The organism is Rhodococcus mengyinensis, assembly GCF_048381435.1.
GTDB classification, from domain to species: Bacteria; Actinomycetota; Actinomycetes; order Mycobacteriales; family Mycobacteriaceae; genus Rhodococcus_F; species Rhodococcus_F opacus_D.
This window is the reverse complement of the sequence record NZ_JBLWIT010000071.1, coordinates 1-24,933: the sequence shown is the minus strand read 5'-3', so window position 1 is coordinate 24,933 and position 24,933 is coordinate 1. Positions and strand designations below refer to the sequence as shown.

Below are 24,933 nucleotides of genomic sequence, written 5' to 3'. Positions count from 1 at the left end.
ACCGCTTCCCCGCCGATTCCCAGGGGTTCACGGCTGGTGGCCAGCATCCGCAACCGTGGGCACACCCGCAGCAGGTGGCCGGCGAGGTCGGCAACCGCATCCACCACCTGCTCGCAATTGTCGAGGACCAACAACACCTCTCGCGGTGCGAGGAACTCGATCAGCACCTCCCGCAACGGCCGCGGCGAGTGGTCCCGCACCCCCACGGCGGCGGCCACCGCATCGACCAGCGACGACCCGTCGCGCAGTTCACCCAACTCGACCAGGCGCACACCGTCGGAGTACTCGCGCTGCACCGCCGACGCCACCCGCATCGCCAGCCGCGTCTTGCCGACACCGCCGATCCCGGTCAACGTCACCAGCCTCGACCCGGCCAGCAGGTTCTTCGCCTCGGTGAGCTCGTGTCGGCGGCCGACGAAGCTGGTCAGCTCCAGAGGGAGACCTCCCGTCGCGCCCAGCGTGGAGTGCGCCGGCGAGCCTCGTCCGCTGCGCGAGGTCGATGGCTTTCGGTTCACCTGCACATCGGGTTCGGCACGGAGCGCCATCTCGTCGACCGGAAAGCCGTGGTCGCGTTGCAGGGTTCGCAGCTGTTCCCCGAAGTCGGCGGCGGTGGCCGGGCGCGCACCGGGCTCGCGGGACATCGCCCGCGCAATCGCGTCGGACACATCGTCCGGGATCCCGTGCTCACGCAGGTCAGGCACCTCCTGCGTGGTGATCCGCAGAAACTGCGCCACCACCTGCTCACCGCTGCGACGCTCGAACGCGGCATGCCCGGTCAACGCACTGAACAGGGTCGCGCCCAGACCGTACACATCGGCCGCCGGACTCGGCGGATCACCGCCGAGCACCTCCGGCGCGGTATACGCCGGCGACCCGGTGACCGCACCGGTGGCCGTCTCGAAACCCCCGCTGACATGCGCGATACCGAAATCCGCCAACTCCGGCTCCCGGTACTCGGAAAGGAGAATATTCGCCGGTTTGACGTCCCGGTGCAGAATCCCGAGCCGATGCGCCGTCTCCACCGCACCGGCCATCTTCACCCCCACGCGCAGAACCTGCTCCAGCGGGAGCGGACCGCCCTCCCGGACCCGGGCCTCCAGCGAATCCTGCGGGTGATACGGCATCACGATGTACGGAAGGCCGCTGTCGGTGGCACCGACCTGCAAAATGTTGACGATGTTCGGGTGCCCGGTCAGCCGCCCCATCGCCCGCTGCTCCCGGAAGAATCGGGCCCGGTTCTCGTCGTCGAGGTCGACGGTGAGCACCTTCACCGCCACCGTGCGATCCAGTTCCGACTGGGTGCAGCGGTAGACGACGCCGAAACCGCCGCGGCCGATCTCCTCGGCACCGTCGAAGCCCGTGCCAGCCAACTCCGCGGCCGGGGACGGCGGGTACCGCTGAGTGTCGAGCGGATCACCTTCACTCATCGGACGGTCTACTCACCCCGTCGGCTCATCGATCCCGCGCCCTGGTTCCGACGGCACGACCAGCGCGGATACCACCGTGGACTCACCTCTCGATAGCGTACTTTCGAGGATATCGCTGACGGTCATCGGTGCGGGCGATCCTTGCCGTGCCGGTGTGAGTCTCCCCATTTAGTCAATTAGATTGATCAATTTGGTTGTACGCTTTGCTCATGATCGCCGAACAGGCCACCGCGCAGGTCCTGCGGGAAGCACTGCGCCCGATCTGGCGACAGCTCACCGCAGGCAGGTCGATCTCGGTCGGCAAGATCGGCGTGCTCGCCTACCTGTCGAAGCACGGACAAACGTCTGCCTCGACACTCGCGACGGCCGAGAAGATCAGCCCACAGGCAATCGCCAATGCGGTGCGCGAACTCGAGAGTCTCGGCCTGGTTGTGCGCACACCCGACGAGCAGGATCGACGCCGAATCTGGATCGAGCTCACCGATGCCGGCCGGGAGAGGCTGGCACAAGAGCGGTCGAATGGCCTGGACTGGCTGGAACACGCCATCGCGGAACGGCTGACGGACGAGGAGAAGAAGACGCTCGACTCCGTCGTCCCGATTCTGCGCAAGTTGGTGGACGATGCCCCAGTCGACTGAGTCCACCACGCGTCCCCGGTTACTGCCGGCCCTGGCATATGCCGCCCTGACGACCGCGATCGTCAGTTCACTCGGCATGCTCCTGGTCCCCACGATCTCCCATGACATGCACGTCGAGGTGAGCACCGGCCAATGGATGCTCACTGTCAACCTCCTGGTCGGCGCGGTCGCAACACCGATCATGGGCCGGCTGAGCGACGGCCCCCACAAGAAGCGCCTGCTCCTGTTCTCCCTGACCACGATCCTCGTCGGTTCGATCGTCGCGGCCGCCGCTCCCAACTTCACTGTCTTCCTGATCGGGCGCGCATTGCAGGGACTCACCTACGGGATCGTTCCGGTGACTATCGCCCTTGCCCGCCGCTATCTCCCCGAGAACCAGGCCCGGCTCGGCATCTCCAGCCTGTCGGTGACGGTGACGACAGGCCTGGGACTCGGATACCCGCTGACCGGCATCCTCGCCGACCTTCTCGGGTTCCGTTTCGCTTTCTGGTTCGCGGCGCTGTTCCTGATCACCACCATCCTCGTCGTCTGGCGAGTCGTTCCCGCCGGCCCCGACGAGCAGGCACCACGCAACACCCTCGACGTCCCGGGCGCACTGCTGGTGGGTGCCGGACTCGCATCGCTCCTCGTCGCCGTCAGCGAAGGCTCGAGGTGGGGTTGGGGCTCGCCGTGGACACTCGGATTCTTCGCCGGGGCGGCGACACTGCTGACGGCGTGGTCGCTCGTCGAACTGCGCACCCCATACCCACTGATCAACCTGCGGGTACTGCGCAACGGTGACGTCCTGGTCGCGAACAGCACCGCGATCGGCCTCGGCGCCGCGATGTACATCGGACTCTCGATCGGCAGCCTCATCGCCCAGGCGCCCGCCTCCACCGGATACGGCATCGCGCTGCCCCTGTTCTGGGCCGGATTCGTGATGCTTCCCCTGTCGGTGGCGAGTTTCGGCGCGAACCGACTCGTCCGCGCGGTCTCGCACCGGATCCGCATGAGGACTCTGCTGCTCGTCGGTGCAGGCCTCGTGACGGCCTCGAGCGTGCTCCTCTGGGTCGCCCACAACGCGCTGTGGGAAATCCTGATCGGGATGTTGGGATTCGGGGCCGGGATGGGCATGACGTACGCGGCGATGCCGGCCCTGATCGCCCGCAGCGTCGCCGACACCGAACTCGGCAGCGCAGTGAGCTTCAACCAGGTTCTGCGTACCGTCGGCGGCTCGTTCGGCAGCGCCCTCGCAGGTGCGGTGCTCGCCGCGAACCTGGCACCGGACCTACTTCCCACCGAAAACGGAATCAGGCTCGCTCTCGCCGTCGGTGCCATCGGGTGCGCGGTCGTCTTCGTCGCACTCCTCGTCAATCACGTGATGTCGCGTCCGCCGACCCCGGTGTCGGAGCCGGCGGACGCGCGCATCAGTCGGGGTTAGGGCGTGTTTCCCGATCCCTCTCGGATGCACCTGGCGAAACAATCGGCGTCCGGCAAGGCGGAGGAGAAGCCGATACCGCTGTTGTATCGGCGCCGACGACAACGCAGCAGGGCGGCGATTGGGCGCCAGGAGCGCCGAAATGGGGATTGGGAGATTCGCCCTACGCGCCCTCGACGATGGCGGCCATTCCCTGCCCGCCACCGATGCACATCGTGAGAAGCGCCTTGCCGCCACCGCGCCGCCGCAATTCATGCAGCGCGGTGGTCGTCATCCGCGCTCCGGTCGCGCCGATGGGATGTCCGAGCGAGATCCCGGACCCGTTGACGTTGAGGCGGTCCCGGTCCTCGAATCCCCATTCCTTCAGCACGCCGAGCACCTGGCACGCGAAAGCCTCGTTCAGCTCGATCAGCGTGAAGTCGTCGAAGCTCGCACCCGTCCTGCTGAACAGCTTGGACGTGGCCGCGACCGGCCCGAGCCCCATCAGTGCCGGTTCGCACCCGGCGGCGGACCACCCGGTGAGGAAACCCATCGGCTCGAGCCCGAGTTCGTCGAGTTGATCTTCGGCGACGACGAGCATCGACGACGCGGCGTCGTTCTGCTGACTCGCGTTGCCTGCGGTGACGACACCGTCTTTGAGAGCACTCCGCAGGCGCGCCAGGTTCTCGGGCGTGGTTTCCGGACGGATACCCTCGTCCCGCGCTACGACGGTGACGTTGCCCTTCCGGTCGGTGATCTTGACCTCGATCACCTCGTCGTCGAACTTCCCTGCCTCCCACGCGGCGTGGGCCTTGGCGTGGCTTTCGGCGGCGAACGCGTCCGACTCCTCACGGCCGATTCCACATCGTGTCGCGACGTTCTCGGCGGTCTCGATCATTCCGCTGATCTTCCCGAACCGCCATTCCGGCTGGGAGCGTTCCCGCCCCCGGTCGAGGCGGTCGTACAGGTTCAGCGAACCGGCGCGGGTGCCCCAGCGGGCACCGGTGGTGTAGTGCTCGATGTTGCTCATCGACTCGACGCCGCCGGCGAGCACAACGTCGGCTGCCCCGGTCTGCACCATCATCGACGCCGTCACGAGGGCCTGAAGCCCGGTGCCGCACCGGCGGTCGGTCTGCAGTCCGGCGACGCGGATCGGCAGTCCCGCCTCGAGGGCCGCCCACCGTCCGATGCACGGGGCCTCGGAGTTGGCGTACGACTGCCCCATCACGACGTCTTCGATGAGGATCGGGTCGATGCCGGACCGCGCCACGGTCTCTTTGATCACGGTGGCGGCCAACGTCTCTGCAGGGACGTCGCGCAGTGCGCCGCCGAAACGGCCGACCGCGGTGCGGACCGGGGCGACCAGTGCTGCTCTTCGCATAATTCTTTCCTTGTGTCTCAGGCAACCAGGACGCGGACGGTTTCGGCGACGCACGCCGGCTTGTCCGCACCCTCGATCTCGATGGTGTATTTGACGACCACTTGCGCGCCCTGCTTCGTGTGCTCGAACGACACGATCTCGCCACCGGCCCGCACCTTCGCCCCGACCTTGACCGGCTGGGGGAACCGAACCTTGTTGAGACCGTAGTTGATCACCAGCTTCACGCCGTCGACGCGCATGAGGTCGGCGCCGAGTTTCGGCAGCAGCGACAGCGTGAGGTAGCCGTGGGCGATGGGGGCGCCGAACGGGCCCTCGGCGGCACGCTCGGGGTCGACGTGGATCCACTGGTGGTCGCCGGTGGCATCGGCGAACACGTTCACGCGTTCCTGCGTGATCTCGAGCCAGTCGCTGTGGCCGAGATGTTCGCCGACTGCGGATTCGACGTCGTCGATTCCCTGGAATACGCGCATGACACTCTTTTCGGGTCGGCCCGATACCGGGCGGAAGTGGAAACGGCTAGATGTTGACGTTCTCGAACACGGCCGCGATGCCCTGCCCACCGCCGATGCACATCGTCTCGATGCCGTAGCGGGCCTGGCGGCGGTCCAGTTCACGAAGCAGATTGGCCAGGATGCGACCGCCGGTGGCGCCGACGGGGTGACCGAGGGAGATGCCGGATCCGTTGACGTTGAACCGGTCTCGCATGTCGGACTCGTCGAACTTCCACTCCCGCGCGCACGCCAGCACCTGCGCCGCGAACGCCTCGTTGATCTCGAGGAGATCGATGTCGTTGAGGGTGAGCTTCGCCCGGGTGAGGGCCTTGTCGACGGCCGGGACCGGGCCGATGCCCATCCGGTTCGGCTCCACTCCGGCGACACCCCAGCTCACGAGCCGGGCGAACGGGCGCAGGCCCAGTCGTTCCGCGTTCTCGGGGGTGGTCACGATCGCGGCGGCGGCCGCGTCGTTCTGACCACAGGCGTTGCCCGCGGTCACGGTCGCCTCCGGGTCGACGCGTGACCGGATGGGCCGCAACGCCGACAACGACTCGGCCGTGACATCGCGGCGCGGGTGCTCGTCGGTGGTGACGACGACGTCGGACTTACCGCGCTTGCCCGGCACCGTCACCGGGATCGTCTCGGCGTCGAACAGGCCGCCGTCCTGGGCGCGGATCGCACGCGCGTGGGATTCGGCGGCGTACGCGTCCTGCTCCTCGCGGCTGATCGAGTACTCGCGGCGGAGGTTCTCCGCGGTCTCGATCATGCCACCCTCGACGGGGAAGTTGACGCCGCCGGAATTGGTGCGGGGCTTGGCCAAGCGATCGTGGAATTCCACCGACGCACCCTTGACGCCCCAGCGCATTCCGGTGCTGTAGAACTCGGTCTGGCTCATCGACTCGGCGCCGCCCGCGATCACCAGATCGCTCATCCCGGTCTGCACCTGCATGGCCGCGTAGATGACCGCCTGCAGCCCGGAGCCGCAGCGGCGGTCGAGCTGGATGCCGGGCACCGTGACGTCGAGGCCGGCGTCCAGCGCAGCGATCCGGCCGATGGCCGCAGCCTCGCCGTTGGCGTAGCCCTGACCGAAGATGACGTCGTCGATGTCGTCGGACGTGATCGACGTCCGTTCGATCAGGCCCTTCAACACCGTCGAGGCGAGGGTGGTGACGGGGATGTCGCGGTACAGGCCGCCGAATCCCCCGACGGGGGTGCGGACGGGTTCACAGATCACTGCGTCGTACATGGGCTCAGAGCGCTTTCTTCGCTTCGCGGACGAGGCCGCCGCCGATGATCAGGCGCTGGATCTCGCTGGTGCCCTCGTACAGGCGCAGCAGGCGGACCTCACGATAGATCCGCTCCACCGGAACGTCTCTCATGTATCCGGTGCCGCCGTGGACCTGCACCGCGAGGTCGGCGACCTTGCCGGCCATCTCCGTGCAGTACAGCTTCGCCACCGACGGGGCGATCCGACGGTCCTCACCGCTGACGTACTTCTGCGCCGCGTCCCGCACCAGCGCGCGGCCCGCGGACACGCCCACCTGCTGGTCGGCGAGCATCGCCTGCACCAACTGGAAGTCACCGATCGGGGTGCCGCCCTGCTTCGTGACCGCCGCGAAGGCGACGGACTCGTCCAGCGCCCGCTGAGCGCTCCCGACGGCGAGAGCGGCGATGTGCACGCGGCCCCGCGCGAGCGACGTCATGGCGGCGCGGTAGCCGGCCTCCTCACTGCCGCCGACCAGGGCGGATTCGGGGACGCTGACGTCGTCGAACGCGACCTCCGCGGTCCAGGCACCCTCCTGGCCCATCTTCTTGTCCTTCGGCCCGACCACGACGCCGGCGGTGTCGGCGGGGACGAGGAACACCGCGATGCCGGTGCCGGTCTCGTCGGCGGGACGGGTGCGGGCGAAGACCACGAACAGATCGGCCAACGGCGCGTTGGTGATGAACCGTTTGGTGCCGTTGATTGTCCACTTGCCGTCCTTCAGGACGGCGCGGGTGGTCAGGCCCGCCGGGTTCGACCCGGCCTCCGGCTCGGTCAGCGCGAACGACGCGACCACGTCACCGGACGCGATGCGCTCGAGCCATTCTGACTTCTGTTCGTCCGTACCGAAATTCACCAGCACCTGGCCGGCGATCCCGTTGTTGGTGCCGAACATCGACCGCAACGCCAGGCTCGTGTACCCGAACTCCATGGCCAGTTCCACGTCCTGCGTGAGGTCGAGTCCGAGCCCGCCCCACTGCTGCGGGATGGCGTACCCGAACAGACCCATCTCCGCCGCCTTGCGGCGAATGTCGTCCGGAATCAGGTCCTTTTCCGCGATTTCATTTTCCCTGGGAATTACTTCCTTCTGAATAAAGGTTCTCGTCTGCGCGAGAATGTCCTTGAAGTCTTCGTCACTCACTTCGCGTTCAGCCATGAAGGTGAATATCCAGCAACCCGGCCTCGCTGTCAAGCGAGTGCCGCGAACGAGAACTTGCAGCGCAGACGGCATTTACGACCCATAGGAAGAGGGCAACTGTCGGTTTCCTTCAGCGTCTTTGACCACGGCGGCCCGAGGGACTTCAATAGGTGTCAGTGTCCGGAGGAATTGTCCGGCATATTCACGAACAATGAAATTTCCCGGCGAGATGGAACTCGATATTCGACATGGTTGGCAGACCCGAGGACGCACTCCTCTACAAGGGCTACACCGTCGATCCGCACGAATTGGAACAGCTGTTGCTGTCACGACGAGGCATTCTCGACGTCGTGGTGGTCGGCCGCTCCGTTCCCGGGGTCGGGGAGATGCCCGTCGCTTTCGTGGTGGCAGAAACCACGGCGCGCATCACCGCCGAGGAACTGATCGAGTTCGTGGCGGCCACGGTGCCGCCGTACAAGAAGGTGCGCGAGGTGGTCTTCGTCGACGAGTTGCCCCTGTCCCCACGGGGTGCGGTCCTGCGGTCCGCGTTGCGCGACCGTCTGAATGACGTGCACGCCGAGCAGAGTACGGAGAAATGATGAATACGGGACAGGTGGAACAATGACACGACTGGCGCAGACCGCCGGGCTCACGGACACCCAGGGCGAGATCGTCTCGGCGGTGCGGGAGTTCGTGGACAAGGCGATCATTCCGCAGGCGCAGGAGCTCGAACATTCCGACACGTACCCGACGGCCATCGTCGAGCAGATGAAGGAGATGGGCCTGTTCGGGCTCACGATCCCCGAGGAGTACGGCGGAATCGGGGAATCCCTCCTCACCTACGCACTGTGCGTCGAGGAGATCGCGCGGGGCTGGATGAGCGTGTCCGGGGTGATCAACACCCATTTCATCGTGGCGCACATGATCGCGAATCACGGCACACCCGAACAGAAGGCCCACTACCTGCCACGCATGGCGACGGGTGAACTGCGCGGCGCGTTCTCGATGTCCGAGCCCGAACTGGGTTCCGACGTCGCCGCCATCCGGACCAAGGCGGCCCGGGCAGCGGACGGCAACTACGTGATCGACGGCCAGAAGATGTGGCTGACCAACGGCGGGTCGTCGACGCTGGTGGCGGTGCTGGTCCGCACCGAGGAGGGTGCGGCGAAGCCCCACGACAACCTCACCGCGTTCCTCATCGAGAAGCCCGCGGGGTTCGGCGAGGTGCTTCCCGGGCTCACGATCCCCGGGAAGATCGACAAGATGGGCTACAAGGGCATCGACACCACCGAGATGGTGTTCAGCGGTTACCAGGCCGCCGCAGACACGATCCTCGGCGGCGCCCCGGGCCGCGGCTTCCGGCAGATGATGGACGGCGTCGAGGTCGGCCGCGTCAACGTCGCCGCCCGCGCGTGCGGGATCGCACAGCGCGCATTCGAACTCGGCGTGAAATATGCGAAGACTCGGGAGACGTTCGGTTCGCCGATCGCCGAACACCAGGCAATCGCCTTCCGGATCGCGGAGATGGCGACCAAGGTCGAGGCCGCACACCTGATGATGGTGAATGCGGCGCGGCTCAAGGACTCCGGGGAACGCAACGACGTCGCGGCCGGGATGGCCAAGTACCTCGCGAGCGAGTTCTGCTCGGAGGTGACGCAGGACAGCTTCCGGATCCACGGCGGCTACGGCTATTCCAAGGAATACGAGATCGAACGCCTCATGCGGGAGGCACCGTTCCTCCTCATCGGCGAGGGCACCAGCGACATTCAGAAGCAGATCATCAGCCGCGGGCTGCTGCGTTCGTACAACTGAGGAAGGAAGAATCAATGACACTTCTCGAGGGACGGGTCGCCGTCGTCACGGGCGCGGCCCAGGGCATCGGTTTCGAGATGGCCCGGAAGTTCGCGAGTGAGGGCGCGTCGGTCGTCCTCGGCGACATGCACGCCGAGAACGTCAAGGCCGCCGCCGGAAAGCTGGAAGCCGACGGCTTCCAGGCCGTCGCCGTCGCCTGCGACGTGACCGATCCGGATCAGATGCAGAACCTGGGAAAGACGGCGATCGACGCGTTCGGCGCGATGGACGTGTGGGTCAACAACGCCGGCATCACCCGCGACGCGACGCTGCGCAAGATGTCGCTCGCCGATTTCCGCTCCGTCATCGACGTGCACCTGCAGGGCGCCTGGCTGGGCACCCAGATCGCGTCGATCGCGATGCGGGAGGCCGGCAAGGGTTCCATCGTGAACATCTCGTCGATCTCGGGCAAGGTCGGCATGGTCGGGCAGACCAACTACAGCGCCGCGAAGGCCGGCATGGTGGGCCTGACCAAGGCGGCCGCGAAGGAGGTCGCCCACCTCGGGGTGCGGGTCAACGCGATCCAGCCCGGCGTGGTGAACACCGACATGATCCGCGCCCTGCGCGCCGACATCATCGAGGCGAAGCTCAAGGAGGTCCCGATGGGCCGCGGTGCCGAGCCCGAGGAGATCGCGAACGTCGCACTGTTCCTCGCGTCCGATCTGTCCAGCTACATGACGGGCACCGTTCTCGAAGTCACCGGCGGACGTCACATCTGACATCCGGCGGATCGACGGGTCGTACGCAGTAGTCTGCACTGGTGGAGTCGCGTCACGTCGAGTACTTTCTCGCCACCGTCGACAACGACGGCCTCGCGCTCGCGGCTGAGGCCCTGGGCGTCACCAAGCCGTCGTTGTCGAAGGGGCTGCGCAATCTCGAGCGTGACCTCGGCGTCGAACTGTTCCACCGCGTGGGCCGCGGCCTGGTGCTCAGTGCGGCGGGAAAGGCATTCGTCGGTCCGGCGCGGAAGATCGTGCGAGACCTGGTGGCCGCCGAGAGCTCACTCGTCGACGTCTCGGGACTGCCGCGGGGCCGGCTCGACATCTGCGCGTCCGCGCACGTCGCGGAAGGCCCCGTCACGGAACTGATCGGGTCCTTCCGCAAGCAGTATCCCGGCGTGGTCGTCCGGCTCGCCGACCTGCGGCCGGTCGACGTCATCGCCTCGCTGATCCGAGACGGACACTGCGAGATCGCCTTCAGTCATTTCCCTTTCGCTGCAGCCGGATTGACGACGCGCGTCCTCGGAATCCACGAGTACTGGCTGGTGGTTCCGCACGACGCCGAGATCGACTGGCGGGATCCGTTCCCCCTCGACGATCTTCCGAATATTCCCGTGGTGGGGTTGCCCAAGGAGTCGTCGTCGCGCACCGTCATCGAGAAGGCACTGCAGGCCGCTGGGAGCCGGACGATCATGTCGGCCGTCGTCGAGCAGCGGGAAGCCGTCGGCGCGTTCGTCGTCGAGGGCGTGGGAATGTCGTTCATGGAACGCACCCTTGCGGAACGGGCCGCGGTCGGCGGAGCCCGGATCTGCACCCTCGACCCGCCGATCACCGTCCCGTACGGGGTGATCTACGACGAAGCCCGGCTGTCTCCGGCCGGACGCGCGTTCCTCGATACGCTCGCGCCCTGAGCCTCGTCGAGCGCGGCGATGAACGCCGCCGCCGCGGGCGGAAGCGGATCCGGTCGATGGACGAGACCGATGGTGCGCACCTCCGGCGGTGCGAGCGAGCGCACCACGACCCCCGGCAGTTCCTGCTCGGCGACGCGCCGCGGGAGCAGGGTCGCCCCCGCACCCTGGACAACCAGCTCCCACATCGACTGGCGATGCGCACACTCGACGGCGATGTTGTTCACCGGCAGTCGTGGACGCGACCCGATCTCGACGATCATCGGAATGTCGGCAAGCAGGCCGACGGGCACCGGATCCGGTAGCTCGATCGCCAGATCGGCGTGGAGCGCGAGCACGATCTCCTGTTCCCCCACCGCCCGGAACTCGAGGCCCTGATCGTCGACGAGCAGTTCGGTGAGCCCGAGGTCGCACTCACCCGACCGGACCGCGCGGCCCACACCGTCCGGAACGTCCGCCGACACCGTGGCCAGGACCACGCGCGGGTACTGACGATGAAACCGGCCGACGACCCGCGGAAGCGGATCGGCGGCAAGAGAATTGAGAACCGCGATCGTGAGGGTGCCGGACCGCAGTTCGGCGACGTCGTGCACGACGGCCCGCGCCCGCTCCACATCGGCGAGGACCTGCCGCGCCGCATGCGCGAACGACGTGCCCGCCGGGGTGATCCGCAGCCTCCGTCCTCCACGATCGAACAGTTCGACACCCAGATCGCGTTCGAGAGTCCGGATCGCCTGCGACAGCGACGGCTGCGCGATGAACAGTGCCCGCGCGGCCTCGGTAATGCTGCCGTGATCGGCCACGGCGACGAGGTACTCGGCGTCCCGGATGTCCACCGCCCGAGTCTAGCGACCACGAAGTGCGCCGAGGCCACGCCGGTCGACGAGATGCGCAACCAAATTGAAGGCCTGCGACTGCCCCGTTTCACAAGCTCGCAACCACATTAGACGCCGATGGTATATCATATCTAGTCTCATATCCGGGAAGGTGCGACCGCCGATGCCGCTGCATGACAGATCAAGGCGACAGCAACTTCCGGAGGAAGTTGCCTCGTATGTACGCGAGATGATCATTTCCGGCGACGTGCGTGCAGGCGATTTCCTCCGCATCGAGCGGATTGCCGAAGCCGTGGGAGTCAGCACGACGCCTGTCCGCGAGGGGCTTCTTGCACTCCGGAGCGAAGGCTTCGTCGAGTTGGTCCCCCGTCGAGGCTTCGTCGTGGCCCCGTTCACGAAGCAAGACGTGCGTGACCTCTTCTGGGCTCAGGCGCAACTGGCCGGTGAACTGGCTGCCAGGGCCGCGAAGAACATCACCCCCCAGCAGATCGCCGAACTCGAGGGAATCCTCCGGCAGCACCAGGACGCCATCGCCCAGGGCGACACGGAACGTATCGCCTCCCTCGGTCACGCGTTCCACCGCAAGATCAACCTGACCGCGGACTCTCCGCGCCTCGCCCGACTCCTGGGCTCCGTCGTCACGAATCTTCCGAACCGCTTCTACGCCACCATCGAGGGCCACATCACCACCACGCAGCAGGAGCATCCCGTCCTGCTCGAAGCCTTGCGCAAGCACGCGAGCAAGAGAGCAAAGACTCTCATGGAATCGCACATTCTGGACGGCGCAGATCACCTGATCGAAGGACTCGAGCAGCGCGGGCTGTGGGATGCCGACGACGCGGCGAACGCGGGCTGATCCGCGGCCTGTCGCCCGTCTCCGTTCTCAGCGCCGTGCGCGCTGCACCGCAAATAAGCTCGCGATGAACCCGGTCGAGGCGAACGCCACGCAGGTAGGCAGTGAGTGTCGGGGGATTGACTTGCGGAAACGCGGCGCTGCCGGAAAATAGAGCCGCTGGCAGAGAAAGCCGTTCGATACGAACTGGTCTGCTCGGTAACTGCACCCACAGATGCCGTCGACGTTCTCGCGGTCGTAATGGCTTCGATGACGGCATCCGCGTCCCCGTCGCTCACTACCCCGTCGGTGCTGTGGCGGCACGAACGGTGTCGTTCGAGCCGCTCGCGATTCGCTAGGCGGACTCGGCGCTTTCGCGCTCGGCGGCCGCCAGCACAGCCTCGACCACCAGATCGTAGATCGTCCGACGATCGATGCCGGTCAGCTCCGTGATGTGGGCACGGGCCGTCGGATACTCGCCGTCGGGAAGATGCGCGTAGATGCGCGTCCATGACGCGGCGTCCTTCGCCTGGATCTCGGGGTCCAGGGTGGCAAGGACGGCGACCTGCCCGGCGAGCCCGAGCGTGGCGTCGGCGAATGCCCGGTAGTACCGGACCGTGGCTTCGCGAGAAAGGCCCGACCGCGCGAACGTCTCGAGGATCAGCTCGACCATTCGGCGCTCTGCCGGACCGCCCGTCGTACGGGCGAACGTCAGCGCCGCGATGGCAGGCGAACGGACCGCGGTCGCCCAGATCCGATCGGCGATGCGCCGCAACGTGTCCTGCCAGTGTTCGCTGTCGGGCACGTCCCCGATCTCCTCGAGTTCGACAGCGGTCGCGTGGTCGTAGACGGCCAGCAGCAACTCGTCCTTGTCGCGGAACAGCCGGTACAGAGTCGTCGCATCGACCTTCAGTTCCTCGCCGAGGCGACGCATGGTCAGCCCGGCGGCGCCGTCACGCTGAGCGAGTTCGAACGCGGCCTTCACCGCGGCTTCCTGCTGCAGCCCCTTGCGTTCACGCCGCGTGGCCCGCGCCGGCGTTGTGGCGCGAGCGGTGTCCTTCGCCATCGTGCTCCCCTCGATCCCTCGACCGATCCACCGTAGCAACACAGCACCCGCACATTGCGCTACCCACAAAGTTGTCAACAGCGTTGACAACATCGTTTGGGCAGAGTTTAGTGGTCGTCGCCACAGCACTACTTCAAGGAGTTCGCATGACGGAATCGCGGGTCGCGACAGCGACTGACGAACCACAGTTGACGCCGCGACTGACACTTCCGTCAGTAGTGGCATTCGGGTTGTCCTACATGGCTCCGAGCCTGGTCATGATTATTTTCGGCGTGATCGCAGTCGTCAGTGCCGGCACCGCGCCCACGGCGTTCCTGGTCGCGACCGGGGCGATGCTGCTCACCGCACTGAGCTACGCACGGCTGGCGCGCATCTACCCGGTCTCGGGTTCGGCGTACTTCTACGCCCGCCGCAACCTCGGCTCGGCGGCCGGGTTCCTGGTCGGATGGGCGATCCTGTTGGACTACCTGTTCTTGCCGATGGTCGCGTGGCTGGCGCAGTCGATCCTGCTCAACGCACAGTTCCCGGCGGTTCCGATCTGGCTGTGGATGTTGATCAACGCCGGCTTGACGACGGCGATCAATGTCATCGGGATCGCGCTCGCCGATCGTCTCAACCGGCTGCTGCTCGCCGTCTCCACCTTCTTGGTACTGCTCTTCTTCGCGTACTGCATCAAGTTCCTCGTCGGCAATCCCGTCGCCTCGTACAGCGAGCCGTTCTGGAACTCCAACAGCACGGTCGCCGGCATCTCCGCGGCAGCGGCGATCGCGGCATACTCGTTTCTCGGTTTCGACGCGGTAACCACACTCGCCGAGGAGACCAAGGACGCCGCGCGAAACATCCCGCGGGCCATCATCTGGATCGTCTCGATCGGCGGCGTCATCTTCTTCGCCGTGGCATATGTCATGCAGCTCGTCCACCCCGGCGACATCTTCGACGATGCGCAGGCCGCGTCGTACGCGATGTCGGTGCAGGTCGGTGGTCAGTTCTTCGCAGATTGGACCAACCTCGCCGGAATCATCGCCGGATCGGCATCCTGCCTCGCCGTCCAGCTCAGCTCGAGCCGTCTACTGTTCATCATGGGCCGCGACGGCGTGCTTCCCCGCCGATTGTTCGGAAAGCTCAACGGCCGCACCCGGACTCCCGTGTTCTGCGTGCTCGTCACGGGCAGCATGTGCCTCCTCGGTATGAACATGCCGCTCGAGACCGCGACGGGATTCATCAACTTCGGCGCGTTCACGGCCTTCACCGCAGTCAACCTCTGCGTCATCGTGTACTACCTGCGAAACTACGCCACACGGCAGTTGAGTGCAGTCCGCTTCGTGGTCTTGCCGCTCGTCGGCGCCGCGGTGACGCTGTACATGATCACCCAGCTCAGCGAGCATGCACTGATCTCCGGAATCTCCTGGTTGGCAATCGGAATCGTCTACCTCGTCTGGCTCACACGCGGCTTCCGCCGGCCGACACCCGAAATGAGCTTTACCCACGAGCAGGCGGTCATTGTCGCCGCCGGACAGAGCAGCGAGGCAGTGAAATGATCGATACCAAGTCGTTTGTCAGCCTTGCTGATTGGCAGAGCCCACCGGCCAACCGGTACACCTTCGGCCGAATGCGGCAAGTCGTGCCGACCGCACGGGTCGCTGCCGGATCGGAGCCACTGCGACTCACCGACGGCGACCCGCTCGATCTCGACCTCCCCGTCGGCACCGAGACCCTCCGTTCGGTGCTCGACCGCACCTACACCGACGGGTTCATGGTTCTTCACAACGGCACCGTGCGCGCCGAGTTGTATCCCGGAGACCTCGAACCCGGCCGGACGCACATGCTGTTCTCGGTCAGCAAATCAATCGTCGGAACCGTCGCGGCAAACTTGATCGCGGCCGGTCTGCTGGACCCCGAAGCCGCACTCACCGAGTACATTCCGGAGCTAGCGAACTCCGGCTACGCGGGTGCCACTGTGCGCCACATCCTCGACATGCGTTCCGGCATCCGATTCTCCGAAGAATATCTGGAACCGGGCGCCGAGGTGCGCTACCTCGATCAGGCCGTGGGCTGGATTCCGCGCGTCGACGATTGGGTACCGCCGTCGCTCTACCAGTTCCTTCCGATGCTGAAAGCGGCTCGCCCCCACGGCGGCCCTTTCGAATACCGATCGTGCGAAACGGATGTACTCGGCTGGGTATGCGAACGCGCCGCCGCCGACCGTATGCCGGCATTGCTGTCGCGGCTCGTGTGGTCGAAGTTCGCCGCCGACGACATGGACGCCGGGGTAGACCGTGCCGGAGCCGTTTTCGCGGACGGCGGCCTCGCCGCGACACTCCGGGACGTTGCGCGATTCGGTGAGATGCTCCGCCGCGGCGGACGCATCGGCACCGAACAGGTCGTGCCGCTGCACTGGATCGACGATTCCCTACGTGGCGCGCCCGATTCGCATGAGGCATATTCCCAATCGCCGACCGGAACGCCGTTCCCGGGCGGAATGTACCGAAATCAGTTCTGGATTCCCCACCCCGATCGGCGTGTGCTGTTGTGTCTGGGCATCTACGGTCAGTCCATCTACATCGACGTCGACCGGGGCGTCGTCGTCGTGAAACTGTCGTCCTGCCCGACACCGGTGAACGACGAACTGGACAACGCCGGATTCGCCGCGGCCGAGGCCGTCGCCACAGCGTTGGCCTGAACGGTCACAGCATCAGGGCGTGCGGAGGCCCCCGGTCCACGGCCGCGGAGGCCGCGCACGTCCGCCTGTCCAACGGACGGGATTCGGTAAACACGCCTCGCCGTACGACTGAACAGTGCCGTCCTCTCCGAGGCAGAGCAGGCTTCCGTAACGGACTTCAGCGCATTCCACAGGAGAACGAATCCGCACGATCGAGCATCCGGCGGAAAGTTACTCTCCATCATGCAGCGGTCAGCACCAAACGCCTCCACCGCGGTTTCGACGTATGGGCGCCAGATCTCTGCCAGTTCATCCGAACCGGCCTTGGTCTCCCGACTTTCGAGGCCGAAACCCCAGAAGGGCAGGCCTAGACCACCGATCTTGCAGACGACGTTGGGACGTCGAGCAAGATCATGCAGGGAGTCTCGCCAGCTTCGAAAGATTGCGTTGCTCTCCTCAGCGTTCGTTTCCATGGCTATCGCCAACCCCAGATGGTTCAGGATCATCGTCGTCTCTGGAACGGAGTCCGCCAATCTGCTCGAAGCCGCGCTCAGGTGGCGGCCCTTCGCTGCAGCCAGATCCGCGGAGCCGGAACGGTGTTCGTCGGCGGCGCGTGGGTACCGGCGACAGAAGGCAGGCCGGGGCAGGGGCCGTCGTCGAGCGCGACCGCACGTTGAGCATGCCAACGCATGGATGGCGGTGAAGCAGCGTCACATTCCGGGCACGAGTTCGTGTAGGAGGGAACTCCTCTTCACTTCGTCGAACATTTAACGGAGCATGCTTCGACGAATCCGGATCTGCACCGCCGAACCGAAAGTCCGGCACAACCGGATCCCTGGTGGTCCGGGCGCGGCTCGATCAGCACGCCCGGACCACACGTGCTCTGTTCCAGCGGTAGCTACCGACACCCCGATCAGTCTTCTTCAGTCGCAGTGTTCTGGACCACCTCGAACCACGTGGAATCCATCTGGCCGGCTTCAAGTCCCACAAGCTCGTCACGAGTGGCGCGGAAGGCTTCGTCATGATGCCAGGCCGACCAGTCTTCTCTCGTTTCCCAGACACCGACGATGGCGCGCTCGAGTGGCTCATCGACCCCCTTGAGAAGTTGCGCTGAAATCCACCCTGGCTTTTCACGCGCCGCAGTAACCCGCTCATGCATTGCGCGGTCCCATCGCTCGGCACCCTCGTCGCGAAGCACAACTCTGGTGATGATTGTCATCATTGTGGCTCTCCTTTCCGACCCTCCTCAGAATGAACCTGTGGGTCGGCAAACTCCACGAATGCGGCGGCACACCGCCGAGACGACGTGAAAGAGGCGGCACCGCGGGAGCTCGCAGCGTCGATCACTGCCATCCGCTCGCCGGACGGTCGCCGTCGACCACCGCCCCCGCGGCGAGTTGCCGCCGGAGGAGGTTGAGTGCCGCATGCTGGAGGAGAAGTACGGCCTCGACGTTCGTCCCGAGGATGCGTGCCACCTCGACGGCCGGGAGGCGGTGCGCGAGCCGGAGTCGCAGCACCGTCCGGTGGCGGTCGGGGAGGCTGTCCATCAGGGTGACGGACCCGGCCGCCTCCTCGTCGTCGATGGTCACGACAGGCCTTTCTCTCGGATCGCACCACTGTCGCCGACCTGATGTCCCAGGTGGAAGGGACCGGCGTCCCGACCGTCCGGGATCCTGCCGACACGGCTCCGACGGCCCGCCCGACGCTTTACGCTGAACGGCATGGCCGCTCTTCGCGCGGAGTGGATCAGGATCTGGCGCAACCCGGCAGACACCCTGGCGACCGTTGCGTTCAACGCCGTCCTGATGATCGGGGCCTGGTTCCTGCTCCCCCGGAACTGGTTGTTCGAATGGACCGGACCGTCGGGTTTCGCCCTGGCCCTCGCCGGCTGGATGTACGCCGACGTCACCGCCACCAACGTGCTGGCACCGGACCGCGAGCGCGTTCTCGCCACGCTCGACGACCGGGACGCGCTGGGTGCGTTGCTCGCCGCCAAGGCGGTGGCGCTGTGGATGTTGATCGCCCCGATCTGCGCGACCATCGCGATCGCCGTGGGTGTCGTCGAGCAGGACTGGCTGTTCACGGCGGTGGTGGTGGTCGCGGTGGCGCTGTGCCCGTTCGGTGCACTCGCCGGGTCGAGTCTGGTCGGGGTGTTCTTCCCGTACCACCAGCGGTCGTTGCGGTGGCGGTGGGAGCAACGCGGCCGGTGGCGCACCGTCGTCGTCCGATGGCTGATCCTGCTGGTGGTGCCGTACGGGGTGTTCCCGGCGTTCTCGGTGGCAATCGCCGTCGTCCCGGTCGTGCTGTGGCGCCTCGTGCGACCGGCCGATGTGCACACGCGGATCGGCACCGCGGACTTCGCTCTGTGCGTCGCCCTCGCCGTCGTCGTCTCCGCGCTGATGTGGGTGGCGGCGCGTCGAATCGCCGTGTCACGCATACAACGCCACGAACCGCTGGCGACCTACCTGCGCGACCGGGACAGGGGCTGAGCCGGATCGGTGCCCGTGTCCTCCACGACGGCGGCGCCGCGCGCCAGCGCGACCGCGGCGGCTCCCACCACGACGAGCGCGTACAACTCGAGCGAGCTGAACAGCGGCCTCGGCCCCTCACCGGCGAGGTGCACCACACCCTTCGTCAGTACCGCTGCCACCCCGAACAACGCGCCGCCCGCCAGCCCCAGCAGCAGCGCGCGCCGCGACCGGCTACCCGACCGCGCACCCAGCAGGCACGCGAGGACGAAGGGCAGCCCGATCAGGCAGATCACGACCCAGTGCCGGGTCTCCGCGCGCTCGACGCCCGGCCGCGGGTCGCCGACCACGACCAGGACCGCGATCGCCGCGGTGAGGGCGGACGCCCACAGCCAGTCGGCGCGTGTGACCGTGCGCTCGGAGAACTTGGCCCCGAGCGGTAGCGCGAACAGCAGCGACAGAACGGAGGCGGTCACAGTCATTCACTGTAAGTGCAGAATGTCCGGTTCGCCCGGTGACGTGAGCGCCGAAGCGCACCCCCGGACACATCGCCGCTCACCTGCGCAGGTGAGTGGGAAAGCGTGCCGGGGCACACGATGCCACTCACGTCAGGAGAGGTGCTTCGGCTGGGGGGTCGACTTGTGGAATCGGTCCGATCCGACCTCGTCCTGGCTCGCCTCCGGTGGGAATTCGGCGCTGTATTTGCCGGCATGTTCCAGGGAGACGATGACGGACTTCGACGTGGGACAGTTGCTGCCTGCCGCCGTGGAATCGAGCGGGACGAGCGGGTTGGTCTCCGGGTAGTAGGCGGCGGCCGAACCCCGGGGCGTGTCGTATTCGACGATCCGGAAATCGTGGGCACAGCGGACGCGGTCGTCTTCTGCCCAGTGCGTGAAGAGGTCGACCATGTCGCCGTCGTCGAATCCGAGGGCGGCGATGTCGTCGCGGTGCAGGAAGATCACGCGGCGGCCGCCCTCGATTCCGCGGTAGCGATCGCTGAGCCCGTAGATCGTGGTGTTGAACTGGTCGTGGCTGCGGATCGTCTGCAGGATCACGTGCCGCGGGGGCACCTGCAGCACCTCGATCGGGGACACCGCGAATTCGGCGCGCCCCGAGTGGGTGGGGAACGTGCGGGAATCGCGCGGCGGGTGCGGCAGGACGAACCCGCCCGGCCGGCGGACGTTGACCTCGTACCCCTCACAGCCGGGCACCACCCGGGAGATGTGCAGGCGGATGTTCGCGTAGTCGTCCCGCATCTTCTTCCACTCGAGACCGTAGCGGTCGCCGATCGTGGCCTCCGCGATGCGGGTGACGATCCCCACCTCCGAATCGAGGTGCGGGCTGGCCGGTTTCAATGGACCACGGGAGGCGTGGACCGAGCACGTCGAGTCCTCGACCGAGATGAATTGCGGCCCGCCGGCCTGGACGTCCTGCTCGGTGCGGCCTTTCGTCGGCAGGATCAGGGCGGTGTCACCGCACACGAGATGCGAGCGGTTGATCTTCGTCGAGATGTGGACCGTCATCCGGGTCTTGCGCAGTGCGGCGGCGGTGACGTCGGTGTCCGGGGCGGCCTGGACGAAGTTGCCGCCCAGCCCGAGGAAGAAGTGCGCCTTGCCGTCACGCATCGCCCGGATGGAATCGACGGTGTCGTACCCGTTCTCGCGGGGCGGATCGAAGTCGAATTCCTTCGCGAGCGCGTCCAGGAAGTGCCGCGGCGGACGCTCCCAGATCCCCATCGTGCGGTCGCCCTGTACGTTCGAGTGCCCGCGCACCGGCAGCAGCCCGGCACCGGGTTTGCCGATGTTTCCCTGAGCGAGAGCGATATTGGTGACTTCCTTGATGATCGCCACCGAGTTGTGGTGCTGGGTGAGTCCCATCGCCCAGCAGAACACGGTGGCGTCGGAATCCCGCAGGAGCCGGGCCGCGTCGGTGATCTGTTCCCGCGACAGCCCGGTCGTGCGGGTGACGACGTCCCAGTCGATGTCGGTGACGTGCTGCTTCCACAGCTCGAATCCGATCGTGTGCTGGTCGATGAACTCCTGATCGAGGGCATCCCATTCGACGAGCAGTGAGCCGAACGCCTGAAGCAGGGCCAGGTCGCCGTTCAGTGCGATAGGCAGGTGCATGTCGGACAAGTCGGTGCCCGGGCCCACCATGCCGCGGGGCGTCTGCGGATTCTTGAAGTTGACCAGGCCCGCCTCACGGAGCGGGTTGATCGAGAGGATCTTCGCACCGTTCCGCTTGGCCTTCTCCAGCGCCGACAACATCCGCGGATGATTGGTCCCCGGATTCTGGCCCTGCAGCACAATGAGTTTCGCCTGATAGACGTCGTCCATCGTGACGCTGGCCTTGCCGATGCCGATCGACTCCTGCAGCGCGATGCTGGTCGATTCGTGACACATGTTGGAACAGTCGGGCAGATTGTTCGTCCCGAACGCGCGGACGAACAGCTGGTACGCGAACGCCGCCTCGTTGGACGCCCGGCCGGACGTGTAGAAGATCGCCTCGTCCGGACTGTCCAGGGCGTTCAGCTGATCCCCGATCAGGGTGAAGGCCTCGTCCCATTCGATGGGCTCGTAGTGCGTTCCGCCGGGCCGCTTCACCATCGGATGCGTGATCCGGCCCTGCTGACCCAGCCAGTGCTCGCTGTGACAGTCGAGCTCGGCGATACTGTGGCGGGCGAAGAATTCGGGTGTCGCGCGGTCGCGGGTGGCCTCTTCTGCCACCGCCTTGGCGCCGTTCTCACAGAACTCCGCGGCGTGCCGGTGGCCCGGCTCCGGATCGGGCCACGCACAGCTCATGCAATCGAACCCCTCGGCCTGGTTCAGTTGCAGCAACGTCTCGGCCGTGCGGACCACGCCCATGTGCTCGAGCGCGCGCTTCATCGACACCGCGACAGCGGTCGGGCCTGCCGCGTGGTCCTTCGGGGGCCCGACCTCGAGATCGGCCTCGTCGTAGTCCCGTTCCTCGTCCTTGTGTCGCATCGTTCAGCCTTTCGTCAGGACGACCTCCCCACCAGTCGACCGAGATAGTCGATGACGTCGTCGGCCGCGGTGGCCGCGGCGGTGAGCGCGACGTACCCGTCGGGGCGCACCACCACCAGCGTGCCACCGTGTGCCCCGTATGCGCTGCGCGCCAAACCGCGGTCGTCGACGACGTCCACGCCGGGACCTCGGGAATCGCCCACCACCACGTACGTCACGTCGTCGGGCGCGTCTTCGGCCAGGGTCTGCAGGATGTGCCGGGAGCCGCCGCCGAACCCGAGGACCGTGAAGTGCGTCCCCCGGAACACGTCGAACAGCCGCAGCGGCGTGCCGTCGGGGCTCAGGCAGGGCGCGTCGGGTGCGCGATCTCCGGCGCGCAGACCCGTCGTCGCGTCCCCCTCCCGCGACAGCGAACTCCACGGGTAGCCCAGACCGAGTTGCTGACCGTCCTCGGTCACCGCGCCCGCAAACCCCTCGGAGTCCTCGCGCCCGAGGCTCGCGGCCACCTTCTGCAGTCCCGCGCTGCTCACCCCGAGCGTCCAGCGCGCGAGCGGCAAGCGTTCCTCCTGGTAGGTGTCGAGGAGCGACGGGTCCGCGGAGCCGGCCAGGACGAGAGCGAGTTTCCACCCGAGGTTGTAGGCGTCCTGGATTCCCGTGTTCATCCCGAGCCCACCGGACGGCGGATGAACGTGGGCCGCGTCCCCGGCCAGGAACACCCGACCGTCGCGGAAGCGGTCCACCATCCGCACGTTCACATGCCAGGTGGACAGCCACGTCGGTTCGGACAATCGCACGCCGGGGCCGCAGGCGATGTCGTCGAGAACCCGCTGGAAGTACTCGAGCGACGGTTCGGGCAGGTTGCCCTCCTCGTCGAAGTCCGCGAACGGCACGCCCTGGAACTGCCAGGAGTTGATTCCACGGAACGGGCACAACGCGACGAACCCCCGCTCGGGGTGCGTCCACTGGTACCAGCGATCGGGGACCAGCCCGTCGACGGACACGTCGCCGAGGAGCATGCCCTCGATGCCGCCCGTCCCCTCGAACGTCACCCCGAGCGCCTTGCGCACCGCGCTGCGCCCGCCGTCGCAGCCGACCAGGTAGCGCGCCATGACGGTCCCGCCGCCGGCGAGCCGGACGGTCACCTTGTCGGTGGTCTGCTCGAAGCCGACCACCTCGACACCGCGCTCCACGTCGATCCCGAACTCCGACAGTCTTTCTCGCAGGATCTGCTCTGTCCGCCACTGCGGGATCATCAGACCGCCGTCGTAGGGCCGATCGGGGGTGGGGCTCAGGTCCGCGTGCGGGTCGCTGTCGCGCACCACCTGGCCGCGCACCGCGACCCGGCTGGGCAGGTGCCGGAACCCGGCCTCGAGGATTTCGTCGACGATGCCGAGATCGTCCATCACTTCCTGGCTGCGCGCGGTCAATCCCTTTCCCCGCGAACCCGCGAACGGCTCGGGCGACTTGTCGAGGATCCGCACCTCCACACCCCGACGCGCCAGTTCCAGCGCGAGCGTGAGCCCGGTCGGACCGGCACCGGCCACCACTGCCTCGGTAGGGCTCATGGCGTCATCGTATTCGGGACGGCACCGATTCCGCGGGAAAGTCGCTGCACAATCGTCGACGACATTCCCTGCTCACCGGCCTTGTGGAGTGATCCTCTCGCTCAGAAGTTTCCGCGGGCGGCTTGCTCGCGTTCGATGGCTTCGAAGAGGGCTTTGAAGTTGCCGATGCCGAAGCCGAGGGAGCCGTGGCGTTCGATGAGTTCGAAGAACACGGTGGGGCGGTCGACGAGGGGTTTGGTGAAGATCTGCAGCAGGTAGCCGTCCTCGTCGCGGTCGACGAGGATGCCGCGTTTCTGCAGTTCGGCGATCGGGGCGCGGACGTTGCCGATCCGGGCCCGCAGGTCGGGGTCCTCGTAGTAGGAGTCGGGGGTGGCCAGGAATTCGACGCCCTCGGCGGTGAGCTGGTCGACGGCGGTGAGGATGTCATTGGTGGCCAGCGCCAGGTGCTGGGCGCCGGGACCGCGGTAGAAGTCGAGGTATTCGTCGATCTGCGAGCGTTTCTTGGCGAGGGCGGGTTCGTTGAGGGGGAACTTGACCCGGTGGTTGCCGTTGGAGACGACCTTGGACATCAGGGCGGAGTAGTCGGTGGCGATGTCCTCGCCGACGAACTCGGCCATGTTCGTAAAGCCCATGACTCGGTTGTAGAAGTCGACCCAGTGGTCCATCTTGCCGAGTTCGACGTTGCCGACGACGTGGTCGAGGGCCTGGAACAGCCGCTTGGGGGCGCCGTCCCGTTTGGTGTGCGACGACGCCCGCGAGGTGTAGCCGGGCAGGTAGGGGCCGGTGTAGTTGCTGCGGTCGACGAGGGTGTGGCGGGTGTCGCCGTAGGTGGCGATCGCGGCGAGGCGGACGGTGCCGTGCTCGTCGGTCACCTCGTGCGGTTCGTCGAGGACGGTGGCGCCCTGGGCGCGGGCGTGGGCGATGCACTTGTCGACGTCGGGGACGGCGAGGGCGATGTCGACGACGCCGTCGCCGTGGGTGCGGTGGTGCTCGATCAGGGGGCTGTCCGGGTTCACGGCGCCTTTGATGACGAAGCGGACGGCGCCGGATTCGAGGACGAAACTGTGGTGGTCGCGGTTGCCGGTGGTGGGTCCGGAGTAGGCGACGAGGGTCATCCCGAACGCGGACTGGAAGTAGTGGGCGGTCTGGGTGGCGTTGCCGACCACCCAGACGACGGCGTCCCAGCCGCTGACCGGGAACGGGTCGCGGGTGCCGTCGTACTCGACGAGCCCGACCAGTTGCTCGAGCTGGCCGAGGTCGAGACCTGCCAGGCGTTCCTTGTCGGTGAGAGTCTGCTCGATCGTCAT

Annotated in this window: 22 protein-coding genes and 2 pseudogenes; 10 read left to right on the top strand and 14 right to left on the bottom strand. The window is 66.7% G+C overall.

Annotated elements, in window-relative coordinates:
• Positions 1-671 precede the first annotated feature (671 nt).
• Positions 672-1,427: pseudogene (locus ACNJ7E_RS13995) on the bottom strand (serine/threonine-protein kinase); the annotation flags it as partial.
• A gap of 209 nt (positions 1,428-1,636) precedes the next feature.
• On the opposite strand from ACNJ7E_RS13995, the gene ACNJ7E_RS13990 reads away from it, so the two are divergent.
• Positions 1,637-2,065, top strand: a complete 429-nt coding sequence (locus ACNJ7E_RS13990) for a MarR family winged helix-turn-helix transcriptional regulator (RefSeq protein WP_418340148.1) — start codon at positions 1,637-1,639, stop codon at positions 2,063-2,065.
• Positions 2,049-3,485 (top strand): MFS transporter, encoded by a 1,437-nt coding sequence (locus ACNJ7E_RS13985; protein WP_418340147.1) that lies wholly within the window; start codon positions 2,049-2,051, stop codon positions 3,483-3,485. Before ACNJ7E_RS13990 ends, ACNJ7E_RS13985 begins: the two co-directional genes overlap by 17 nt.
• Before the next feature lie 160 nt (positions 3,486-3,645).
• Here the strand turns inward: ACNJ7E_RS13985 and ACNJ7E_RS13980 are convergent, their stop codons facing one another.
• Genes ACNJ7E_RS13980 through ACNJ7E_RS13965 form a run of 4 tightly spaced genes read right to left on the bottom strand, consistent with a single transcriptional unit; the run spans position 3,646 to position 7,756 of the window.
• Positions 3,646-4,842 carry an acetyl-CoA C-acetyltransferase gene (locus tag ACNJ7E_RS13980; protein ID WP_418340146.1) on the bottom strand — a complete coding sequence of 399 codons (1,197 nt, stop codon included), beginning with the start codon at positions 4,840-4,842 and terminating at the stop codon, positions 3,646-3,648.
• A 17-nt stretch (positions 4,843-4,859) separates the two neighbouring features.
• Complete coding sequence (locus ACNJ7E_RS13975) at positions 4,860-5,312, bottom strand: MaoC family dehydratase (RefSeq protein ID WP_009475776.1); 453 nt, start codon at positions 5,310-5,312, stop codon at positions 4,860-4,862.
• Positions 5,313-5,358: 46 nt separating this feature from the next.
• Positions 5,359-6,582 carry an acetyl-CoA C-acetyltransferase gene (locus ACNJ7E_RS13970; protein ID WP_418340145.1) on the bottom strand — a complete coding sequence of 408 codons (1,224 nt, stop codon included), beginning with the start codon at positions 6,580-6,582 and terminating at the stop codon, positions 5,359-5,361.
• Positions 6,583-6,586: 4 nt separating this feature from the next.
• Positions 6,587-7,756, bottom strand: coding sequence for an acyl-CoA dehydrogenase family protein (locus tag ACNJ7E_RS13965; RefSeq protein ID WP_009475778.1), 1,170 nt, complete (start codon positions 7,754-7,756; stop codon positions 6,587-6,589).
• 230 nt (positions 7,757-7,986) lie between these two features.
• On the opposite strand from ACNJ7E_RS13965, the gene ACNJ7E_RS13960 reads away from it, so the two are divergent.
• Genes ACNJ7E_RS13960 through ACNJ7E_RS13945 form a run of 4 tightly spaced genes read left to right on the top strand, consistent with a single transcriptional unit; the run spans position 7,987 to position 11,219 of the window.
• Positions 7,987-8,337 (top strand): AMP-binding enzyme, encoded by a 351-nt coding sequence (locus ACNJ7E_RS13960; protein ID WP_009475779.1) that lies wholly within the window; start codon positions 7,987-7,989, stop codon positions 8,335-8,337.
• Positions 8,338-8,359: 22 nt separating this feature from the next.
• Positions 8,360-9,550 (top strand): acyl-CoA dehydrogenase family protein, encoded by a 1,191-nt coding sequence (locus ACNJ7E_RS13955; protein ID WP_005250387.1) that lies wholly within the window; start codon positions 8,360-8,362, stop codon positions 9,548-9,550.
• Positions 9,551-9,564: 14 nt separating this feature from the next.
• Positions 9,565-10,308: a 3-oxoacyl-ACP reductase FabG gene (gene fabG, locus ACNJ7E_RS13950; RefSeq protein WP_009475780.1), complete on the top strand. Its 744-nt coding sequence runs from the start codon at positions 9,565-9,567 to the stop codon at positions 10,306-10,308.
• Positions 10,309-10,349: 41 nt separating this feature from the next.
• Positions 10,350-11,219 (top strand): LysR family transcriptional regulator, encoded by an 870-nt coding sequence (locus ACNJ7E_RS13945; RefSeq protein ID WP_005250384.1) that lies wholly within the window; start codon positions 10,350-10,352, stop codon positions 11,217-11,219.
• Here ACNJ7E_RS13945 and ACNJ7E_RS13940 read toward each other — a convergent pair.
• Positions 11,159-12,052, bottom strand: coding sequence for a LysR family transcriptional regulator (locus ACNJ7E_RS13940; RefSeq protein WP_418340144.1), 894 nt, complete (start codon positions 12,050-12,052; stop codon positions 11,159-11,161). The genes ACNJ7E_RS13945 and ACNJ7E_RS13940 overlap by 61 nt on opposite strands.
• 163 nt (positions 12,053-12,215) lie before the next feature.
• On the opposite strand from ACNJ7E_RS13940, the gene ACNJ7E_RS13935 reads away from it, so the two are divergent.
• Positions 12,216-12,908, top strand: a complete 693-nt coding sequence (locus tag ACNJ7E_RS13935) for a GntR family transcriptional regulator (protein ID WP_418340143.1) — start codon at positions 12,216-12,218, stop codon at positions 12,906-12,908.
• Between the two features lie 331 nt (positions 12,909-13,239).
• Here the strand turns inward: ACNJ7E_RS13935 and ACNJ7E_RS13930 are convergent, their stop codons facing one another.
• Entirely contained in the window at positions 13,240-13,950 is a 711-nt protein-coding gene (locus ACNJ7E_RS13930) for a TetR/AcrR family transcriptional regulator (RefSeq protein WP_418340142.1), read from the bottom strand.
• 146 nt (positions 13,951-14,096) lie between these two features.
• On the opposite strand from ACNJ7E_RS13930, the gene ACNJ7E_RS13925 reads away from it, so the two are divergent.
• Both ACNJ7E_RS13925 and ACNJ7E_RS13920 read left to right on the top strand, forming a co-directional pair.
• Positions 14,097-15,488, top strand: a complete 1,392-nt coding sequence (locus ACNJ7E_RS13925; RefSeq protein WP_418340141.1) for an APC family permease — start codon at positions 14,097-14,099, stop codon at positions 15,486-15,488.
• Positions 15,485-16,630 (top strand): serine hydrolase domain-containing protein, encoded by a 1,146-nt coding sequence (locus ACNJ7E_RS13920; RefSeq protein ID WP_418340140.1) that lies wholly within the window; start codon positions 15,485-15,487, stop codon positions 16,628-16,630. The genes ACNJ7E_RS13925 and ACNJ7E_RS13920 overlap by 4 nt, the downstream gene beginning before the upstream one ends.
• 92 nt (positions 16,631-16,722) lie before the next feature.
• Here the strand turns inward: ACNJ7E_RS13920 and ACNJ7E_RS13915 are convergent.
• The 3 genes and pseudogenes from ACNJ7E_RS13915 to ACNJ7E_RS13905 form a co-directional block, all read right to left on the bottom strand.
• Positions 16,723-17,295, bottom strand: a pseudogene (locus ACNJ7E_RS13915) (amidohydrolase family protein); the annotation flags it as partial.
• Positions 17,296-17,522: 227 nt separating this feature from the next.
• Positions 17,523-17,831, bottom strand: a complete 309-nt coding sequence (locus ACNJ7E_RS13910; protein ID WP_418340139.1) for an antibiotic biosynthesis monooxygenase family protein — start codon at positions 17,829-17,831, stop codon at positions 17,523-17,525.
• A gap of 121 nt (positions 17,832-17,952) precedes the next feature.
• Positions 17,953-18,198: a sigma factor-like helix-turn-helix DNA-binding protein gene (locus ACNJ7E_RS13905; protein WP_418340138.1), complete on the bottom strand. Its 246-nt coding sequence runs from the start codon at positions 18,196-18,198 to the stop codon at positions 17,953-17,955.
• 132 nt (positions 18,199-18,330) lie between these two features.
• On the opposite strand from ACNJ7E_RS13905, the gene ACNJ7E_RS13900 reads away from it, so the two are divergent.
• Positions 18,331-19,098, top strand: a complete 768-nt coding sequence (locus tag ACNJ7E_RS13900) for a hypothetical protein (RefSeq protein WP_418340137.1) — start codon at positions 18,331-18,333, stop codon at positions 19,096-19,098.
• Here ACNJ7E_RS13900 and ACNJ7E_RS13895 read toward each other — a convergent pair.
• The 4 genes from ACNJ7E_RS13895 to hppD form a co-directional block, all read right to left on the bottom strand.
• Entirely contained in the window at positions 19,071-19,553 is a 483-nt protein-coding gene (locus tag ACNJ7E_RS13895; protein ID WP_418340136.1) for a DMT family transporter, read from the bottom strand. The two genes, ACNJ7E_RS13900 and ACNJ7E_RS13895, sit on opposite strands and share 28 nt — an antisense overlap.
• A gap of 132 nt (positions 19,554-19,685) precedes the next feature.
• A complete protein-coding gene (locus tag ACNJ7E_RS13890; RefSeq protein WP_280779620.1) occupies positions 19,686-22,061 on the bottom strand; it encodes an FdhF/YdeP family oxidoreductase in 2,376 nt (791 codons plus the stop codon).
• Between the two features lie 14 nt (positions 22,062-22,075).
• Complete coding sequence (locus ACNJ7E_RS13885) at positions 22,076-23,626, bottom strand: FAD-dependent oxidoreductase (protein WP_418340135.1); 1,551 nt, start codon at positions 23,624-23,626, stop codon at positions 22,076-22,078.
• A 101-nt stretch (positions 23,627-23,727) separates the two neighbouring features.
• A partial coding sequence (gene hppD / locus ACNJ7E_RS13880) for a 4-hydroxyphenylpyruvate dioxygenase (protein WP_418340133.1) occupies positions 23,728-24,933 on the bottom strand: 1,206 nt, incomplete at its 5' end.

Bases quoted from the DNA above. Each gene is read 5' to 3' on its own strand.
- ACNJ7E_RS13920 (WP_418340140.1), top strand. From the start codon at position 15,485: ATGATCGATACCAAGTCGTTTGTCAGCCTTGCTGATTGGCAGAGCCCA.
- ACNJ7E_RS13930 (WP_418340142.1), bottom strand. From the start codon at position 13,950: ATGGCGAAGGACACCGCTCGCGCCACAACGCCGGCGCGGGCCACGCGG.
- ACNJ7E_RS13960 (WP_009475779.1), top strand. From the start codon at position 7,987: ATGGTTGGCAGACCCGAGGACGCACTCCTCTACAAGGGCTACACCGTC.
- fabG (WP_009475780.1), top strand. From the start codon at position 9,565: ATGACACTTCTCGAGGGACGGGTCGCCGTCGTCACGGGCGCGGCCCAG.
- ACNJ7E_RS13890 (WP_280779620.1), bottom strand. From the start codon at position 22,061: ATGCGACACAAGGACGAGGAACGGGACTACGACGAGGCCGATCTCGAG.
- ACNJ7E_RS13935 (WP_418340143.1), top strand. From the start codon at position 12,216: ATGCCGCTGCATGACAGATCAAGGCGACAGCAACTTCCGGAGGAAGTT.
- ACNJ7E_RS13965 (WP_009475778.1), bottom strand. From the start codon at position 7,756: ATGGCTGAACGCGAAGTGAGTGACGAAGACTTCAAGGACATTCTCGCG.
- ACNJ7E_RS13885 (WP_418340135.1), bottom strand. From the start codon at position 23,626: ATGAGCCCTACCGAGGCAGTGGTGGCCGGTGCCGGTCCGACCGGGCTC.
- ACNJ7E_RS13970 (WP_418340145.1), bottom strand. From the start codon at position 6,582: ATGTACGACGCAGTGATCTGTGAACCCGTCCGCACCCCCGTCGGGGGA.
- ACNJ7E_RS13975 (WP_009475776.1), bottom strand. From the start codon at position 5,312: ATGCGCGTATTCCAGGGAATCGACGACGTCGAATCCGCAGTCGGCGAA.
- ACNJ7E_RS13990 (WP_418340148.1), top strand. From the start codon at position 1,637: ATGATCGCCGAACAGGCCACCGCGCAGGTCCTGCGGGAAGCACTGCGC.
- ACNJ7E_RS13985 (WP_418340147.1), top strand. From the start codon at position 2,049: ATGCCCCAGTCGACTGAGTCCACCACGCGTCCCCGGTTACTGCCGGCC.
- ACNJ7E_RS13900 (WP_418340137.1), top strand. From the start codon at position 18,331: ATGGCCGCTCTTCGCGCGGAGTGGATCAGGATCTGGCGCAACCCGGCA.
- ACNJ7E_RS13910 (WP_418340139.1), bottom strand. From the start codon at position 17,831: ATGATGACAATCATCACCAGAGTTGTGCTTCGCGACGAGGGTGCCGAG.
- ACNJ7E_RS13980 (WP_418340146.1), bottom strand. From the start codon at position 4,842: ATGCGAAGAGCAGCACTGGTCGCCCCGGTCCGCACCGCGGTCGGCCGT.
- ACNJ7E_RS13955 (WP_005250387.1), top strand. From the start codon at position 8,360: ATGACACGACTGGCGCAGACCGCCGGGCTCACGGACACCCAGGGCGAG.
- ACNJ7E_RS13925 (WP_418340141.1), top strand. From the start codon at position 14,097: ATGACGGAATCGCGGGTCGCGACAGCGACTGACGAACCACAGTTGACG.